The organism is Streptomyces sp. NPDC032940 (genome assembly GCF_040636935.1).
GTDB lineage: Bacteria > Actinomycetota > Actinomycetes > Streptomycetales > Streptomycetaceae > Streptomyces.
On the sequence record NZ_JBEZVJ010000006.1, the window covers coordinates 1 to 17,118 of the forward strand.

Genomic DNA, 17,118 nt, shown 5'->3' on the forward strand with positions numbered 1-17,118 from the left:
CTCCTCGGCCCCCGGGTAGCGGAAGCCCGCGCCCCGGATCTCCAGGTGCCCGTGCCGGCGCAGCTCGGCCGCCGTCACACCCCCAGCATCCCCGCGGGGTGCGCGTGCTCCAGCAGTCCGGACAGCACCCGGTCGGGGGTGAGCGGGAGCTCGCGGAAGCGGACGCCGGTGGCGTGGTGGACCGCGTTTGCGACGGCCGCCGCCGAACCGACGATGCCGATCTCGCCGATCCCCTTGCTGCCCATCGGGTTGAGACGGGCGTCGTCCTCGTCCACCCAGTACGCCTCCACCGACGGGACGTCGGCGTGCGCGGGCACGTGGTACGAGGCGAGGTCGCGCTCGGTGAAGTCGCCGAACGCCGGGTCCATCGTGCTGTCCTCGGTCAGGGCCATGCCCAGGCCCATCGTCATCCCGCCGATGAACTGCGAGCGGGCGGTACGGGAGTTGAGGATGTGCCCGGCGGCGAAGACGCCCAGCATCCGCCGTACCCGCACCTCACCGGTGACCGTGTCGACGGCGACCTCGGCGAAGTGCGCCCCGAACGCGTGGCGCGCGTACGGCGTCTCGGCGTCGGCGGCGCCGGTGGTGTCGGCCTCGGCCACGACGCCCTCGTCGGGCAGCGGCCCGACGGGCCCGGCCAGCCGCTCGGCCAGCCGCGCGCACGCCTCGTGCACGGCCCAGCCCCACGAGGCGGTGCCGGACGAGCCGCCCGCCACCGGCGCGAAACCGAAGTCGCTGTTCGCGACCTCGATGCGGATCCGGTCCAGGGGCACGTCGAGGGCGTCGGCCGCGATCTGCGCGCACACCGTCCGCGCCCCGGTGCCGATGTCCGTGGCGTTGACCCGTACCAGGAAGCCGCCGTCGGGCAGCGCCCGGGCCGAGGCCCGGCAGGGCGCGGCCATCACCGGATACGTGGCGGCGGCCACCCCGCTGCCCACCAGGAGGGGACCCTCGGTGCGCGACCCCGGACGCGGATCGCGTTCCGCCCAGCCGAACCGGTACGCGCCCTCGCGCAGACACTCCACGAGGTGCCGGCTGCTGAAGGGCCGGCCGCTCTCCGGTTCGGTCCCCGGCTCGTTGCGGATCCGCAGCTCCACCGGGTCGACGCCGGTCTCCGCGGCGAGTTCGTCCATCGCGGACTCCAGCGCGTACATGCCGGGGCACTCGCCCGGGGCGCGCATCCAGGACGGCGTGGGCACGTCCAGCGGCACCACGCGGTGCAGCGTGCGCAGTGCGGGAGCCCCGTACATGACGCGTGCGGGGACCGCCGCCTGCTCCACGAACTCCTTCACCCGCGAGGTGCACGTGGTCGCCTCGTGGGACAGCGACCTGAGCCGGCCGTCGGCGTCGGCGCCCAGGCGCAGCCGGTGCAGGGTAGGCGCGCGGTGGCCGACGACGGTGGGCAGGTAGCGGCGCGGCAGCGCGACGGTGACGGGCCGTCCGGTGTGCAGCGCCGCCATCACGGCCAGGACCACGTCGGGGCGGGGCGTGCCCTTGGACCCGAAGCCGCCGCCCACATGCTCGGCGAGGACGGTGATCCGGTCCTCCGTCAGCCCGAACAGCCGGGACAGCTCCTTGCGCACGGCGGTGGTGCCCTGACTGGAGGAGTGGACGGTCAGCCGCTCGCCGTCCCAGACCGCGGTGCTGCTGTGCGGCTCCATGGGGTGGTTGTGCAGCGGAGGCACCTCGTACGCGACGTCGATGCGCACCGGCGAGGATGCGAAGGCGCCTTCGGCGTCGCCCTTCTCGGTGACGGCCGGAAAGCCTCCGTTGGCCTTCTCGGGTACGTAGGCTCCCGGGTCGTCCACGGTGAGCGTCACGTCGTGGCTCTCGGCCTCGTAGAGGACACGGACCGCGGCGGCGCCCGCGCGGGCCGCCTCCAGGGACTCGCCCACCACCAGGCCCACGAACCAGCCCCGATGCGGGACGTGCGGACTCTGCAGCAGGGCGAGCGTGGGGTCGTCGGGCTCGCCCAGCCGGGGCGCGTTCTCGTGCGTGAGCACCGCGAGCACGCCGGGCAGCGCGAGCGCCGGCGCGGCGTCCACGCCGGTCACCCGGCCGCGCGCGACCACCGCCGGGACGGGCCAGGCCTGGGCGTGGCCCGGGACGTCGTGCTCGGCGGCGTACCGGGCGGTGCCGGTGACCTTCTCCCGCCCCTCCAGGCGCTCGGCGGGAGCGCCCAGGACGGTCTCGGTGCCGGTCATGGAGTCCTCCTCGTGGACGCCGGTGTCAGGTGGTGGCGGGCGGCGCCAGGCGGCCCAGTACGTCCACGGCGAGCCGACGGGCCAGCGGCACCTTGTAGGCGTTGTCCCGCAGCGGCTCGGCCGCCTCCAGCTCCAGGCCGACGGCGTGCTCGAACGCGGCCGTCGTGGGCGCCGCGCCGAGCAGCGCGTCCTCGGCCCGGCGGGCCCGCCAGGGCCGGTGCGCGAGCGCCCCGAAGGCGATGCCCACCCGGTCCACCACGCCGTCCGCCAGATGCAGCACGACCGCGACGGAGGCCAGCGCGAAGGCGTACGACGCCCGGTCCCGGGCCTTGCGGTAGGCCGACGGAAGCCCGGCCGTGGCGGCCGGCAGGACCACCCCCGTGATCAGCTCACCGGGGTGGATCTCCGTGTCCCGCTCGGGATGCCGCCCTGGGAGCCGGTGGAAGTCGGCGGCGGGCACGCTGCGGGAGCCCTCGGGACCCCGCAGTTCCACGCGTGCGTCCAGTGCGGCCAGCGCCACCGCCATGTCCGAGGGATGCGTGGCGATGCACTGGTCGGAGTAGCCGAGCACGGCGTGGTCGCGGTGCACGCCCTCCAGCGCGCCGCAGCCGGTGCCGGGCTCACGCTTGTTGCAGGGCTTGGACACGTCCTGGAAGTAGGGGCAGCGGGTGCGCTGCAGCAGGTTGCCGCCCGTGGTCGCGGCGTTCCGCAACTGCCCCGAGGCGCCCGCCAGCAGGGCCTGGGACAGCGCCGGCCAGCGGTCGCGGACGGCGGGGTGGGCGGCGAGGTCGCTGTTGCGCACCATCGCGCCGACCCGCAGCGAGCCGTCGGGCAGCTCCTCCACCGCGTCCAGCGGCAGCCGGGTGACGTCGACGAGCGCGGCGGGTGTCTCCACGCCGAGCTTCATCAGGTCGACCAGGTTGGTGCCCCCGCCCAGATAGCGGGCGCCGGGGTGGGCGGCGAAGGCGTCGGTGGCCTCCTCGACGCTGCCCGCCCGTACGTAGGCGAAGGGCTTCACGGGATCACGTCCTCGACCGCGTCGGCGATGCGCGGGTACGCCCCGCACCGGCACAGGTTGCCGCTGAGCCGCTCCCGGATCTCGTCCCGGTCCAGCGGCACGGGCTCGCCGGACGGTACCGACGGGTCCGTGACATGGGACGGATGGCCGGCCTCGGCCTCGGCGAGCGCGCCGATCGCGGAGCAGATCTGGCCCGGCGTGCAGTAGCCGCACTGGAACGCGTCGCGCTCCAGGAACGCGCGCTGCAGCGGATGCAGCTCCTCGCCGTCCCCGGCGAGGCCCTCGACGGTGGTGACCTCACAGCCGTCCAGGGCCACGGCCAGCTGGAGACAGCTGTTGACACGCCGGCCGTCCACCAGGACGGTGCAGGCGCCGCACTGCCCGTGGTCGCAGCCCTTCTTGGCGCCCGCCAGTCCGAGGTCCTCCCGCAGGAGGTCCAGCAGGACGCGACGGTGGTCGACGGTGACGGTGTGGGGTTTGCCGTTGACCCGCACAGTGGTGTCCGAGCGTGGTGGTTCGGACGTGCGGGAGGCGGGGGAGGCGCTCCGGTGCTGGCTGTCCATGGTCGCTGACCTTCCGGGACGGGCCGTGCTGCTGTGCAGACCGCGTATCCACGACACGCCGCCTGACACCTGAGACCGCCTCAGCGGGTGCGGTCCCGGGAGCGGGTGCCGGGACCGCGAACGCCGCGACCGGTGCCGGCCGTCGTCAGCCGCCGCGCCCGGGCGGCGGGGGTTCCTGGCCGCCGGACTCGGCGCGCGCCGCCCGTCCGGCGTTCCTGAACCGTTCCAGCGTGCGGGTCAGCCCGCGCAGCGGCGACGGCGCCGGAGCCTCGGACGGCGGCGGGACGGCCGGGGCCGCTCCGGCGGACTCGCGGTACGCGGCCAGCGCCTCGGACGCGCGTTCGGCCGCCTCCCGGTACAGGTCGCGGGACTGCGTCATGGCCTCCAGCGCCTCGGCGTACATGGCCACCAGCTTGCGCTCGCGGGCCAGCTCCTCCTCCAGGGTGAGCAGCCGCCAGTCCTCACGCAGCGCCCTGAGCGCCTCCTCCGCGCCGTCCACGAGCGGCCGGGGCAGCTCCGCGAAGGCCGTCACCGCCGCGATGAGTTCGACGGGCTCGGTGCCGTCCAGGAAGACGCTGCGGACGGAGAAGTCACCGGCCTCGTAGCCGGCCGGGGCCGGGGTGCCGGGCAGGATCACCGCGCCGCCGCGCGGCACCTGGACGCCGAAGTCCTCCAGCGCCCAGTTGACCACCCGCAGCTGCTGCGGCGCCGCGCGGTGCTCGACCACCCGGTGGCGCAGGCTCGCGGGCAGCCGCTCGGCCAGCGGCACCCGGCCGCGGTGGTCCGGGGTCATCGCCTCGTGCACGATCACGTGGATGTTCCACGCCCCGCGCCCGGCCTCCTTGATCAGCCGCCGTACGGCCTTGTCGTCGTCCGGCAGGCTGTTGATCCCGCGCAGCCGCAGGCCGGTGGCGATGTCGCGGTCCCACGTGACGTCGGGGTCGTCGGGCCAGAACATGGTGGCGGGCGACGGCCACGCGGGGTCCCAGGCCTCCTCGGCCTCCGCGAGCAGGGTCCAGTCCTGTCCGCCCGCCGAGGCGCGCGCCAGCGTCAGCCGGGCGCGCACGGTGACGGTGCCGCCGGCCCTCCAGCGGGCCTCGAAGACGAGGGCACCGGGCGCGCCGCCCTCGGCCGGGTCCTCGGGCAGTTCCTGGAAGTCGTCGAGGACATGGTCGTCCTTGAGCCGTCGCAGGGTGCGCCGGACGGTGTCCTCCGCGGCGGAGCCGACGTGGCGGCCGCGAGCCGGCCACACCGTGGGTGGAGTAGTGGGGCGGGCGGTGGGAGAGGTCGGCATGAGTCCATCTGAGAGGCGGGAGCAGGGGTGAAAGGCCAGTATCCCGCCGCGGGCGGCCGGATATCACCCCGGGTCCGCCGACCGGGCGTGCCGCGACCCCGCCCGGCGCGGCCCGCCGGGTCCGGAGGCGGGTCGTGGGCGAGGCTGGTGGTGCGCACGACGGAAGACCGCACGGCACGACAGGGAGCGACCCGATGAACCTCGACCTCGGCGGGCGGACCGCGCTGGTGACCGGCTCCTCGCAGGGCATCGGCGCGGCGATCGCCGCCCAGCTGGCCCGGGCCGGAGCCAGGGTGGGCGTCAACGGACGGGACGCCGCCCGGCTGGCGGAGAGCGTCGAAGAGCTGCGGGCGGCGGTGCCCGACGGCGACTTCGTGGCCGTCGCCGCAGACCTCGGCACCGAGGAGGGCGCCGAGCGGGCCGTACGGACGCTGCCCGACGTGGACATCCTGGTCAACAACCTCGGCATCTTCGGCGCCGTGCCCGCGCTGGAGATCAGCGACGACGAGTGGCGCCGCTACTTCGAGATCAACGTCCTCGCCGGCGTCAGGCTGACGCGCGCCCATCTCCCCCGGATGAGGGAACGGGGCTGGGGCCGGGTGCTGTACATCGCGAGCGACTCGGCCGTGGTGATCCCGGCCGAGATGATCCACTACGGGGTCTCCAAGACGGCCCTGCTGGCGGTCGGCCGCGGCTTCGCCAAGGAGGCGGCCGGCAGCGGCGTCACGGTGAACTCCGTGATCGCCGGGCCGACCCGTACCGAGGGGGTCGAGGACTTCGTGTACCAGCTGGTCGACCGCGACCTGCCCTGGGAGGAGGCGCAGCGGGTCTTCATGCGCGAGCACCGCCCGCAGTCGCTGCTCCAGCGGCTGATCGAACCCGAGGAGATCGCGAACCTCGTCGTCTACCTCAGCTCCGGACAGGCCTCCGCCACGACCGGAGCGGCGGTCCGGGTCGACGGGGGATACGTCGACTCGATCCTCCCCTAGCCAGAGGCCCTACTCGTCCGGTGACGCCGCGCGCCGTCGGTCCGCGGCGTCCCAGGCACGGGTGTCCCGCGGCTCGACGTACGGCTCGTCCTCGGGCGGATGGCCGCCGTCGATGACGCGCTGCCTGGCCAGCTCGGCGTCGAACTCCAGGCCCAGCAGGATCGCCAGGTTCGTCACCCACAGCCACACCAGGAAGATGATGACGCCCGCCAGCGTGCCGTACGTCTTGTTGTACGAGCCGAAGTTCGCCACGTAGAAGGCGAACCCGACGGAGGCGAGCAGCCAGACCAGCAGGGCGATGAGACTGCCCGGCGTGATCCACCGGAAGCCCCGCACCCGGGCGTTCGGGGTGGCCCAGTACAGGGTCGCGATCATGACGGTGACGAGCAGCACCAGGACGGGCCACTTGGCGATGGACCACACGGTCAGCGCGGTGTCGCCGACACCGAGCGCGGTGCCCGCCTGCCGGGCCAGACTGCCGGTGAACACCACGATCAGCGCGCTGACCACGGCGAGCACGAGCAGTACCACGGTCAGTGCCACCCGCAGCGGCAGCACCTTCCACACCGGCCGGCCCTCGGGCACGTCGTAGACCGCGTTGGCGGCGCGGATGAAGGCGGCCACATAGCCGGACGCCGACCAGACGGCACCGAGCAGACCGACCACCGCCAGCACGGAGCCGAGGCCGGCCTTGGCCTGGAGCTGCTTCACCGCGTCGGTGACGACGTCCCGCGCGGAGCCGGGGGCGAGCTTCTGGATGTTGTCCAGGACCTCCTGAGTGGCGGACTGCCCGGCGATCCCGAGCAGGGACACGAGCACCAGCAGGGCGGGGAACAGCGCCAGGATCCCGTAGTAGGTCAGGGCGGCGGCGCGGTCGGTGAGTTCGTCGTCCTTGAACTCGGCCAGTACGCGCCGCAGCAGCGCCTTCCACGAGCGCCTGGGCAGTTCGGTGGGCGAGTCGGGGGCGGCCCGCTCGGTGGAGGCGCCCGGACCGAAGTCCTCCGGCGCCCTGTCGTCCGCCGCGCGGTCGCGGTCCGGTGGCTGCTGTCCATGAGGGGGAGGGGGCTGTTCTGCCATGTTCCGGCGGGTTGCCCGAACGGGAGCGTCCACGCCTGTGCGCCCGCGTACACGCCGGTGCGCCGGTGCCCGCACCGGGTGTGCGGCGCGCACCCGCGGCCGCGCCGCTCACTCGTGGCGGAGTGCTCGGGGGCGCCCGCACAATGGGCCGGCGGACAGGTCCCGCCCACCATCCGCACCGGGGCGCGGGCCTGCCCGCGCCCCTTCCCCCTCCCTGCGCTCCCGGCTCCGAACCGGGCTGAAACGTCGCAGTATGCCGCACCAGGGGCACGTTCCTCTGGAAAATGCCAAAGCCCTCACCGGATGCGTGCACCTTCCGTAGTCTCGTGGTCACGTTCGCGGTACTGCCGTGCAGGGGGAGGGGATCCGGCGTGCCCGGAATCGACGAGAGTCTGCTGGAAGCCATGCGGCTGCCCGGCGCCCGGGGCGCTTCGCTGGTCGACTGGATCAGCGGACTCGCCCTCGGCGCGGTGGGCGACGCACCGGGCGGCGACCCGGAGGCGACGGCGGCGGAGACGGCCGAACTCGCCCGGCACGTCGCGGAGAGCGGCTCCCTGGCACCGGCCGGCGAGGCCGCGGCGCCGGAGAAGGAACCACCCGTCGAGGACATGATCGTCACGACGGCGGACTCCTACCATCTGCTCAGATTCGTGAGCACCCCCTTCGACAGCACCGTCTTCCTCCACCTCTGGCTCGACCGCAACGACGGAAACCTCGCCCTGGCCCGCATCCGGCTGGGCGAGATGGCGGACCGCCTGGTGCTCGGATGACCGCGGTGACGACGGAGTGGACCGAGCACGGGACGACGTCCGAAGCCCTCGGCACCCTCGCGGCCGAAGGCGCGACCGGTGCCCTGTCGGGCGAACGCGGCATCGTCTACCTCTCCGCGGGCCGCGTCGTGCACGTCGAGTCGGCCCTCACCCCGGACCTCGGCGCGCTGCTCACCCGCAGCGGCACCGTCCCGCCGGACGGCTGGTGGGAGGCGGTCGACCGGGGCGGGGTCCACCACCGGGTCGGACACCGGCTGGTGGACAGCGGCCGGCTCACCGCCGGTGCCCTCGAGGTCTGCCACCTGGGCGCGCTCTTCGACGCCGCGTACTTCGTCCTCGCCCACGACACCCGCGCGCACCGCTTCAGGCCCGGTGCCCTGCACTGGCTCGGCGCGGTGCGGTCCGTGCCCGTGGACACCGTCGTCCGGGAGTCGCGCCGCCGCCGCGCCCTGCTGGAGCGCATCTGGCCGGACCCCGCCATCGACGTGGCGCCGCTCGCCCGGGTGTCCGGCGCCGACCCCGGCGACCTGCCGGCCCGGCGCGGCCGGACCCTGTCCCGGGTCGACGGCGTGCGCACCGCCGCGGACATCGCCGCGTCCCTCGCCTGCCGCACCTACCACACCCTCGTCGAACTGCGCCGCCTGGCCGCGGCCGGGCTCGTCACCGCCGCACCGCGCCCACCCGCGCCGGCCCCGGCGGGCCAGGAGGCCTGCCCGGCCGTGTGGGACGACCCGGACACCGCCCTGCTGCGACGGCTTCGAGACGCCCTGGAGGCCCTGTGATCCGCGCGCGTCGCCAGCGTGCCGAAAGGAGACTGCTCATCATGGCCGTCGAGAGCGACGTCCTGGACGAACTGCACCGCCTGCGCAACCGCGTGCCCCAGCTGACCGGATCACTCGCGGCCACCGTCGACGGGCTCGTGCTGGCCCATGACGCACCGGGCACCGAACCCGAGGGGCTCGCCGCCCTCACCGCCGCCGCGCTCGGCGTCGCCCACCGGATGGCCGAGGCCACCGCACGCGGCGGCTTCCGGGAACTGCTGCTGCGGGGGGCCGACGGCTATGTAGCCACCTACGCAGCCGGCCCCGCCGCCGTGCTCACCCTGCTCGCCGAGGGCCGCGTCAACGTGGGACGGCTGCACCTGGAGGGCCGGCGCAGCGGCGCCCGCATCGGCGAACTGGTCGCCGCCCGGATCGGCCATGACCGAAGCCGCCCCGGCGACCGGTCCGCACCGTGCGAACCCGCCCCGTCCACGCCGGCCGGCCCGGCGCGGCCGATCGGCACCCTGCCGGTGCGCACCCCGCAACGGCCCGCACACGAACCACGCCCCCAGGCCGACGGTCACCGCCGGCCCACCTGACCCCGGGTCGGGTGTCCACACGATCCACCGATTCCGCACGGAACACGATCCACCGATCACGCACGGAAGGAACCCACGCATGGCCAACCTGGAGACCGCGCTCAAGGAATGCCTCAGCTCGATCGACGGAGCGACCGCCGCCGCGCTGGTCGACTACACCAGCGGCATGGCCCTCGGCACCCTGGGCGGGACCAAGGACTTCAATCTGGAGGTCGCCGCAGCCGGCAACACCGACGTGGTGCGGGCCAAGCTGCGCACGATGGAACTGCTCGGCCTGAAGGACGAGATCGAGGACATCCTCATCACCCTCAACAGCCAGTACCACCTGATCCGCCTGCTCAAGGGCCGCGGCGGCAACGGCCTCTTCCTCTACCTGGTGCTCGACGGCAGCCGCGCCAACCTGGCGATGGCCCGGCACCAGCTGCGCCGCATCGAGGGCGACCTGGAGGTCTGACACCCCACGGCACCCGGCACACGGGCGGGCGCGGCCCGGCGGGATGTCCCGCCGGGCCGCGCCCGGGCGTCCGTGGCTCAGGCGCCGCTCTCCCTGAGCATGTCCTCGCGCTCGACCAGCTTCACGCGCTCGCGGCCCTGCGGCTCGCCCAGCGCCTTCTCCGCGGCGTCGAGCCTGTACCAGCCGTCCCACGTGGTGAAGCGGATGTTCCGCTCGGCGAGGTACGCGTCCACGGCCTCCGGGGCGGGCGAGGCGGGCGTGTGGAGCCTGCCGTTCGCGTAGTCGTCCAGCAGGTTGGACACCGTCTCGTTGGCGTCGCCCTTCGTGTGGCCGATCAGACCGACCGGGCCGCGCCGGATCCAGCCGGTGACGTACGTCGACTGCAGGTGCTCGCCGGAGTCCTGGACGACGCGTCCGCCCTCGTCCGGGACCGTGCCGGAGTCGAGGTCCCAGGGCAGCTTGGGGAGCTGGTCGGACAGGTAGCCGACGGCCCGGTAGACCGCCTGGACGTCCCAGTCCTTGAACTCGCCCGTGCCCTTGACGTTGCCCGTGCCGTCCAGCGCGGTGCGCTCGGTGCGCAGCCCGACGACCTTCCCGTCCTCGCCCAGGATCTCGGAGGGCGACTCGAAGAAGTGCAGGAACAGCTTGTGCGGCCGGTCGCCGACGTCGCGGATCGCCCAGTTCTCCAGGGTCTTGGCGACCATGTCCGCCTGCTTGTTGCCGCGCCGGGTGGCGATCGAGCCGTCGTCGTAGTCGATGTCCTCGGGGTCGACGACGACCTCGATGTTGGGGGAGTGGTCCAGCTCCCGCAGCTCCATCGGGCTGAACTTCGCCTGCGCCGGACCGCGTCGGCCGAAGACGTGGATCTCCATCGCCCTGTTGGCCTTCAGGCCCTCGTAGACGTTCGGCGGGATCTCGGTCGGCAGCAGCTCGTCGGCCGTCTTGGCGAGGACGCGGGCCACGTCGAGGGCGACGTTGCCGACACCGAGGACGGCGACCTTCTCCGCCTCCAGCGGCCAGGTGCGCGGCACGTCCGGGTGACCGTCGTACCAGGACACGAAGTCGGCGGCGCCGTAGGAGCCGTCGAGGTCGATGCCGGGTATGGACAGCGCCCGGTCGGCCGTGGCGCCCGTGGCGAAGATCACGCCGTCGTAGAAGGTGCGCAGGTCGTCCAGGCTGATGTCGGTGGGGTAGTCCACGTTGCCGAAGAGGCGGATCTGCGGCTTGTCGAGCACCTGGTGCAGGGCCGTGATGATGCCCTTGATCCGCGGGTGGTCGGGGGCGACGCCGTAGCGGATGAGCCCGAACGGAGCGGGCATGCGCTCGAAGATGTCGATGGACACACCGGGGTCGGCGGCCACCTCGGACTTGAGCAGGGCGTCGGCGGCGTAGATCCCGGCCGGGCCGGATCCGACGATGGCTACCCGCAGAGGGCGGGGCATGTTCAGGTTCCCTTCGAGCGGTGACAGATCGACTCTCGGGGAAGCCTAAGCTAAGGCAAGCCTAAGTCGGTACGCGGGTCCGGTCTATGAGGGCATAAGGACAGCTTATGGGATCTCATGGCCCGGCTTTGTGAGCCGGGTTTGAACCCCCCGTCACGGGTGACGCAGGCGTGAGGCGCGGCGAACGCGTCCCACGTCCGTCTCGTGAGGGGAGCCCTCGTGCAGCGTCCGGACGACCGGCCGGATCCGAACCGGTGGCGGGCCCTGTGGGTGACGCTGGTCGCCGGGTTCATGACCCTGCTGGACGTGACGATCGTCGCCGTCGCGCTGCCGTCCATGCAGCGGGAACTGCACGCCTCCGCGGCGTCCGTGCAGTGGGTCGTGTCCGGCTACGCCCTCGCGTTCGCCCTGACCCTGGTCACGGCCGGCCGGATCGGCGACGCGTTCGGCCGGCGCCGCGTGTTCCTCGCCGCCCTCGCCGCCTTCGTGGTGTTCAGCGCCGCCGCGGGCGCCGCGCCCGGCATCGAGCTGCTGGTCGCCGCCCGGCTCGCCCAGGGGATCGCCGCGGGCAGCCTCGCGCCGCAGAACTCGGCGCTGATCCAGCAGCTCTTCCGGGGCGCCGAACGCGGACGCGCCTTCGGCCTCTTCGGCGCCACCGTGGGGGTCTCCAGCGCCGTGGGCCCGGTCGTCGGCGGCGTGATCCTGGCCCTGGCCGGTCCCGAGGGCTGGCGATGGATCTTCTACGTCAACGTGCCCGTCGGCGTGCTCGCGCTCCTGCTCGGCCTGCGCCTGCTGCCGCGGGTCGCGCCCGGCGGCCGGGGACGCCTGGACCCGGTGGGCGTCGCGCTCCTCGGCGCCGGGATCCTCGCCGTGATGCTGCCGCTCGTGCTCGCCGAGGCGGGCGGGGTGCGCCACGCGTGGTGGCTCTTCCCGGCGGGGCTGCTCGTCCTGCTCGGATTCGCGGGCTGGGAACGCCGCGTCGCCCGCCGGGGCGGGGAGCCGCTGCTGGACCCCGAACTGCTCACCGAGACCCGCGGTTACGCCACCGGCGCGGGCCTCGGCGCCCTGTACTTCGTCGGGTTCAGCGGGGTCTGGCTCGTCTTCGCCCTCTTCTTCCAGAACGGCCTGGGCTTCTCCCCGCTCGAGTCCGGACTCGCGGTGACCCCGTTCGCCGCGGGCTCCGCCGCCGCGGCGGCCGTGGCGGGCCGGCTGGTGGAGCGGCTGGGCCGGGTGCTGACCGTCTGGGGACTCGTCGCCGTCATGACGGGGCTCGGGGCGACCGCGCTGGTGCTGTGGCTCGCCCCCGCCGACCGGGCGGCCTGGTTCGCGGCCCCGGCACTGCTGCTCGGCGGGCTCGGCAGCGGCTGCGTGATCTCGCCGAACGTCACCATGACGCTGCGGGACGTCCCGGTGCGGATGGCGGGCGCCGCCGGCGGGGCCCTCCAGACCGGCCAGCGCCTCGGCGGCGCCGTGGGCACCGCGGCGCTGCCCGGACTGTTCTACCTGACGCTGAACGCCACCCACGACGACTACCACGAGGCCATGGCCCTGTCGGTCGGTTCCGGTGTCGCCGCCATGCTGTGCGCCCTGACCGTCGCCGTCCTCGACTGGCGCCGGGACCGCCACGCCAGGCACGGCTGCGCGCCGGAGACGTCCCACAGTCACACCCACGCGGGCCAGGGCTGAGGGACCTGCCCCGCGCGGCCGCCCCGGCCCGCTCAGCGGCGCTTGCCGAACTTCCGCAGCATCTCCTGGGCCTGCGCACGGCGGCGGGGGTCCGCCGCGGCGCGGCGCACCTGCTCCGCCGCGCGGCGGCCCTGCGGGCTGCGCGCGAACTGCTTGATCCGGTCCAGCATTCCGGCCATGACGTCCTCCGCTCGACGGGTCCTGCGTCCTCCGTACGGCGTCCTCACCCGTACGGCACCCTCCTACCCGGGGGCCCCCGGAACAGGCCCCGGGTTTGGCACCGCCGGGACGGGCGACCCGCAGGGCAGGAGATCGCAACCGAAGCCGTGAGGTGAGCAGACGTGGCCGGCAACCAGAAGTCCAAGGCCAGGACGGAACAGGCCAAGGGGAAGGCGAAGGAGGCGGCGGGGCGTGCCGTCGGCAACGAGCGGATGACGGCCGAGGGCCGCGCCGAGCAGTCGAAGGGCGACGCACGCCAGGCCAAGGAGAAGGGCAAGGACGCGTTCCGGCACTGACGCCGGCGGCGAAGCGGCACCGGGCGGGCCGCGGAGGAGGGCGTACGGCCCCTTCCGCGGCCCGCGTGACGTCGTGGGACCCGGGGGTGTCAGCCGATGTGGTAGCTGTCGCCGTACACCCGCCAGTGGAGCGGCGGATCGAGGTCGAGGTTGCCCGCGCGCAGGAAGACACGCTGGGCCGTGTCGACCCGGCTGGTGTCGCTGTGCGCCGCCTCCTGCCGCATCGCCCGCACCCGCGCGTCGAGGAAGGCGTGCAGATAGGTCACCTCGTCGCCGCCGCGGGCCGGGGGCAGGGCACGGCGCAGGGCCCGCTCGCGGATCGCCGGGAAGCCGTCCGGGTCGTCGCCGCCGCCGTGCATCACCAGGGCGTCGTAGTACGCGAACTGGCCCAGCGCCCTCAGGCCGTCCCCGGTGGCCCGCCGGACGGCCGGGCCGAAGTACACGCGGTCGCGTTCGTCGTCCTGGGCCCGGCGGAACGCGGGGTCGAGGGCGGCCCGGCGCCAGTCGTCGGGGAAGTCCGGGTCCAGGCGTCCGTGCGAGGCGGAGCCGTTCACCTCGCGCAGCGCGGGCAGATGCCGCGCGAGCACGTTGTCCGGCCTGCGGTCGGTGTACAGCCGCACCAGGTCGAGCATGTCGCCGGTGCCCGAGCAGAAGCCGATGATCCCCCCGGTGTAGCCGCGGCCGTCGCCGATGTCCTCGAGATAGGCGTACTGGGCCTTCCAGTCGAGCGAGGAGTTCTCCGCGCTCGCCACCAGGCGCATGGCGATCTCCTTCTTCGCCGGATCGCCGAGCCCCGCCGCGCGCCCGGACGCCGCACGGGACGGCCGCAGCAGCGGGAGCGCCGCCGCGGGAGACGCGGAGGTCAGGGCGAGCAGCGCGCGGCGCAGGACACCCCGTGGGCGCGCGGGATCGGGGGAGGGACGGTTCACGGGTTCTCCTGGTGTTCGAGCCGACGGACGACGCCCCGCCCCTCAGGGCACGGGCTGCTCCGCCCAGATGACCTTGCCGTCCGGTGTGTAGCGGGTGCCCCACCGCTCGGCGAGCTGTGCCACGAGGAACAGTCCGCGCCCGCCCTCGTCGGTCATGGCCGCATAGCGCAGATGCGGTGAGGTGCTGCTGCTGTCGAAGACCTCGCAGATCAGGCTGCGGTCGCGCAGCACCCGGACGTGGACCGTCTCACCGCCGTACCGGATCGCGTTGGTGACCAGCTCGCTCAGGATCAGCTCCGTCGTGAAGGCCAGCTCGTCCAGCCCCCACTCGGCGAGCCGCCGGGTGACCTGCGCCCGTACCTCGCCCACGGCGGCCGGGTCGTTCGGCACCGTCCACTCGGCGACCTGGTCCGGGCCCAGCACACGGGTCCGGGCGACGAGCAGGGCGATGTCGTCGACCGGCCGGTCCGGGAGCCGGGCGTCGAGGACGGTCCGGCAGGTGTCCTCCGGCGAATCGCCGGCGATCTCCAGCGCCCTGCGCAGCTGCTCGAGGCCGACGTCGATGTCGTGCTCCCGGTCCTCCACGAGTCCGTCGGTGTACAGCACGATCCGGCTGCCCTCCGGCAGGTGCAGCTCGGCCGTCTCGAACGGAAGTCCGCCCAGGCCCAGGGGGGGACCGGCGGGCACGTCAGGGAACTCGACGCTGCCGTCCGGCCGGATCAGCGCGGGCGGCGGATGACCGGCCCGGGCGACCACACAGGTGGCGGCGACCGGGTCGTAGACGGCGTAGAGGCAGGTCGCGCCGGTGACGGGTGCGGTGGAGTCGTCGGCGGCCTCGTCCTGGTCGATGCGGGCGACCAGCTCGTCCAGCAGCGTCAGCAGCTCGTCGGGCGGCAGATCCAGCGCCGAGAAGTTGTGCACCGCCGTACGCAGCCGGCCCATGGTGGCCGCGGCGTGCAGACCGTGGCCGACGACGTCGCCCACCACCAGCGCCACCCGAGCCCCGGACAGCGGCAGCACGTCGAACCAGTCGCCGCCCACCCCCGCCTGCGCGGGCAGATAGCGGTGGGCGACGTCCAGGGCGTTCTGCTCGGGCATCCTGCGGGGCAGCAGGCTGCGCTGGAGCGTCACCGCCATGCCGTGCTCGCGCGTGTAGCGGCGCGCGTTGTCGATGGAGACCGCGGCGCGCGCGACCAGCTCCTCCGCGAGCGCGAGCTCGTCCTCGTCGAACGGCTCCGGCCGCCGGGACCGCCAGAAGCCGACCACCCCGAGCACCAGGGTGCCCGCGCGCAGCGGCACGGTGATCAGCGAGTGGATGCCGTACGCCACGATCTGCGCGGAGACCTCGAGGTCCTGCGCCTGCCACCCCGGGGCCCGGCGGAGGTCCGGCTCCAGGACCGGGCGCCCGGTGGCGAGGGCCTGGGCCTGCGGCGAAGAGGGCACGAAGCGGATCTGCCGGCCCACCGGATAGAGCGGCGCGTTCCCGTCGACGCCGCTGAGCGCGGTGCGGCGCAGTGTGGTCACCTCCTCCGGCTGGCCGCCGCTGAGCACCGCGTCGAACAGGTCCACGGTGACGTAGTCCGCGAACCGGGGCGCGGCCAGCTCCGCCAGCTCCTCGGCGGTCCGGGTGACGTCCAGGCTGGTGCCGATGCCCACCCCGGCGTCGTACAGCATCTCCAGCCGCTCCCGGGCGGTCTCGGCACGGCCGGACAGGGCCCGCAGCTCCGTGGAGTCGCGCAGGGTGGCGACGCTGCCCGGCGGGCCGCCCCGCTCGTCCGTGGGCCGCACGTTGATCGCCAGCAGCCGGTCCTTGACCAGGTGCACCTCGTCCGTGGCCACCCGCCCCGAGTCCAGCAGCCGGGTCATGTCGTCGGGCAGGCCGAGGTCCAGGACGTGCCGGCCCTCGGCGTCGGCGGGCAGGTCGAGCAGACGGTGCGCCTCGTCGTTGGCGAGCAGCAGCCTGCCCTCCCCGCCGACGATGAGCACGCCCTCCCGGACGGAGTGCAGAACCGCGTCGTGGTGCTCGTACATCCGGGTCATCTCGTGCGGGCCCAGGCCGTGCGTCTGCCGCAGCAGCCGCCGGCTGACCAGCGCGGTGCCCGCGGTCGCCAGGGCCAGCCCCACGCCCGCGGCGATCAGCACCAGCGGCAGCTGCCGGTCGGCGACACCGCCCACGTTCTCCGTGGTGATACCGGCCGAGACCAGGCCGACGACCTTCCCGTCCGGGGCCTCGACCGGCACCACGGCCTGGACGAGCCGGCCTATGGTGCCGTCGATCTCCTCGGTGACGGTCTCCCCGGCCAGCGCGGGCTCGATGTTCCCCACGAACTTCTTGCCGATGCGGTCGGGCAGCGGATGGGTGTAGCGGATCCCGTCGGTGTTCAGGACCACGACGAAGTCCACGCCCGTCGCCTTGCGGGTCGCCTCGGCCCGCGGCTGGAGCACCGCCGTGGGATCGGGACTGTCCAGCGCCGCGACGATGCCGGGGGAGTTCGCGAACGTCGAGGCCACGGCGACCGACCGGTTGCGGGCCTCCACCGTGCTGTCGTGCTGCACCTGGAGGACGAGCGACACCGCCGCCGCCACCACGAGCAGCAGCACGATGACGATGTTCAGCACGAAGACCTGTCCGGCGACGCTGCGTCCGGACAGCGCCGACCGCAGTGCCGCGAGTCGCCCCCGCGGCCCCATGGCCGCCGCCCGTCGTGACCGGTCCGCGTCGCGTTGCCGGGCGAGCGAACCGATGGGACGACGGGGTGACCGCTCTCCCGATCGACCCATCAGTCGGACCATGTGCCCATGTCTACACTGCCGGGC

16 protein-coding genes are annotated in these 17,118 nt (G+C 74.1%); 7 read left to right on the forward strand and 9 right to left on the reverse strand.

Going from position 1 to position 17,118, the window contains the following annotated elements:
• Nucleotides 1–74: 74 nt before the first annotated feature.
• The 4 genes from AB0E77_RS10160 to AB0E77_RS10175 all read right to left on the reverse strand — a co-directional run bounded on the left by AB0E77_RS10160 (nucleotide 75) and on the right by AB0E77_RS10175 (nucleotide 5,079).
• Nucleotides 75–2,204: a xanthine dehydrogenase family protein molybdopterin-binding subunit gene (locus tag AB0E77_RS10160; RefSeq protein WP_361568251.1), complete on the reverse strand. Its 2,130-nt coding sequence runs from the start codon at nucleotides 2,202–2,204 to the stop codon at nucleotides 75–77.
• Nucleotides 2,205–2,229: 25 nt separating this feature from the next.
• Nucleotides 2,230–3,222, reverse strand: a complete 993-nt coding sequence (locus AB0E77_RS10165) for a xanthine dehydrogenase family protein subunit M (protein WP_361568254.1) — start codon at nucleotides 3,220–3,222, stop codon at nucleotides 2,230–2,232.
• Complete coding sequence (locus AB0E77_RS10170; protein WP_361568257.1) at nucleotides 3,219–3,785, reverse strand: 2Fe-2S iron-sulfur cluster-binding protein; 567 nt, start codon at nucleotides 3,783–3,785, stop codon at nucleotides 3,219–3,221. Before AB0E77_RS10170 ends, AB0E77_RS10165 begins: the two co-directional genes overlap by 4 nt.
• Nucleotides 3,786–3,930: 145 nt before the next feature.
• A complete protein-coding gene (locus tag AB0E77_RS10175; RefSeq protein ID WP_361568259.1) occupies nucleotides 3,931–5,079 on the reverse strand; it encodes a hypothetical protein in 1,149 nt (382 codons plus the stop codon).
• A 194-nt stretch (nucleotides 5,080–5,273) separates the two neighbouring features.
• Here AB0E77_RS10175 and AB0E77_RS10180 point away from each other — a divergent pair, with 194 nt between their 5' ends.
• A complete protein-coding gene (locus AB0E77_RS10180; protein ID WP_361568262.1) occupies nucleotides 5,274–6,068 on the forward strand; it encodes an SDR family oxidoreductase in 795 nt (264 codons plus the stop codon).
• A 9-nt stretch (nucleotides 6,069–6,077) separates the two neighbouring features.
• Here AB0E77_RS10180 and AB0E77_RS10185 read toward each other — a convergent pair whose 3' ends face one another.
• Nucleotides 6,078–7,145: a YihY/virulence factor BrkB family protein gene (locus AB0E77_RS10185; RefSeq protein ID WP_361568265.1), complete on the reverse strand. Its 1,068-nt coding sequence runs from the start codon at nucleotides 7,143–7,145 to the stop codon at nucleotides 6,078–6,080.
• Between the two features lie 371 nt (nucleotides 7,146–7,516).
• Here AB0E77_RS10185 and AB0E77_RS10190 point away from each other — a divergent pair, with 371 nt between their 5' ends.
• The 4 genes from AB0E77_RS10190 (at nucleotide 7,517) to AB0E77_RS10205 (ending at nucleotide 9,729) form a co-directional block, all read left to right on the forward strand.
• A complete protein-coding gene (locus AB0E77_RS10190; protein WP_361568268.1) occupies nucleotides 7,517–7,915 on the forward strand; it encodes a hypothetical protein in 399 nt (132 codons plus the stop codon).
• Nucleotides 7,912–8,697 (forward strand): hypothetical protein, encoded by a 786-nt coding sequence (locus tag AB0E77_RS10195; protein WP_361568270.1) that lies wholly within the window; start codon nucleotides 7,912–7,914, stop codon nucleotides 8,695–8,697. Before AB0E77_RS10190 ends, AB0E77_RS10195 begins: the two co-directional genes overlap by 4 nt.
• 41 nt (nucleotides 8,698–8,738) lie before the next feature.
• Entirely contained in the window at nucleotides 8,739–9,275 is a 537-nt protein-coding gene (locus tag AB0E77_RS10200) for a roadblock/LC7 domain-containing protein (protein ID WP_361568273.1), read from the forward strand.
• Nucleotides 9,276–9,354: 79 nt separating this feature from the next.
• Nucleotides 9,355–9,729: a hypothetical protein gene (locus AB0E77_RS10205; protein WP_361568276.1), complete on the forward strand. Its 375-nt coding sequence runs from the start codon at nucleotides 9,355–9,357 to the stop codon at nucleotides 9,727–9,729.
• A 77-nt stretch (nucleotides 9,730–9,806) separates the two neighbouring features.
• On the opposite strand, the gene AB0E77_RS10210 is transcribed toward AB0E77_RS10205, so the two are convergent.
• Nucleotides 9,807–11,171, reverse strand: a complete 1,365-nt coding sequence (locus AB0E77_RS10210; RefSeq protein WP_361568278.1) for an FAD-dependent oxidoreductase — start codon at nucleotides 11,169–11,171, stop codon at nucleotides 9,807–9,809.
• Between the two features lie 219 nt (nucleotides 11,172–11,390).
• Between AB0E77_RS10210 and AB0E77_RS10215 the strand changes: the two genes are divergently transcribed.
• Nucleotides 11,391–12,857 (forward strand): MFS transporter, encoded by a 1,467-nt coding sequence (locus tag AB0E77_RS10215; protein WP_361568281.1) that lies wholly within the window; start codon nucleotides 11,391–11,393, stop codon nucleotides 12,855–12,857.
• Between the two features lie 32 nt (nucleotides 12,858–12,889).
• On the opposite strand, the gene AB0E77_RS10220 is transcribed toward AB0E77_RS10215, so the two are convergent.
• Entirely contained in the window at nucleotides 12,890–13,036 is a 147-nt protein-coding gene (locus tag AB0E77_RS10220; protein WP_107481856.1) for a hypothetical protein, read from the reverse strand.
• 162 nt (nucleotides 13,037–13,198) lie between these two features.
• On the opposite strand from AB0E77_RS10220, the gene AB0E77_RS10225 reads away from it, so the two are divergent.
• Complete coding sequence (locus tag AB0E77_RS10225) at nucleotides 13,199–13,372, forward strand: CsbD family protein (RefSeq protein WP_361568284.1); 174 nt, start codon at nucleotides 13,199–13,201, stop codon at nucleotides 13,370–13,372.
• An 89-nt stretch (nucleotides 13,373–13,461) separates the two neighbouring features.
• On the opposite strand, the gene AB0E77_RS10230 is transcribed toward AB0E77_RS10225, so the two are convergent.
• Complete coding sequence (locus tag AB0E77_RS10230) at nucleotides 13,462–14,301, reverse strand: chitosanase (protein WP_361568287.1); 840 nt, start codon at nucleotides 14,299–14,301, stop codon at nucleotides 13,462–13,464.
• Between the two features lie 42 nt (nucleotides 14,302–14,343).
• Complete coding sequence (locus AB0E77_RS10235) at nucleotides 14,344–17,094, reverse strand: SpoIIE family protein phosphatase (protein WP_361568290.1); 2,751 nt, start codon at nucleotides 17,092–17,094, stop codon at nucleotides 14,344–14,346.
• Nucleotides 17,095–17,118: the final 24 nt, after the last annotated feature.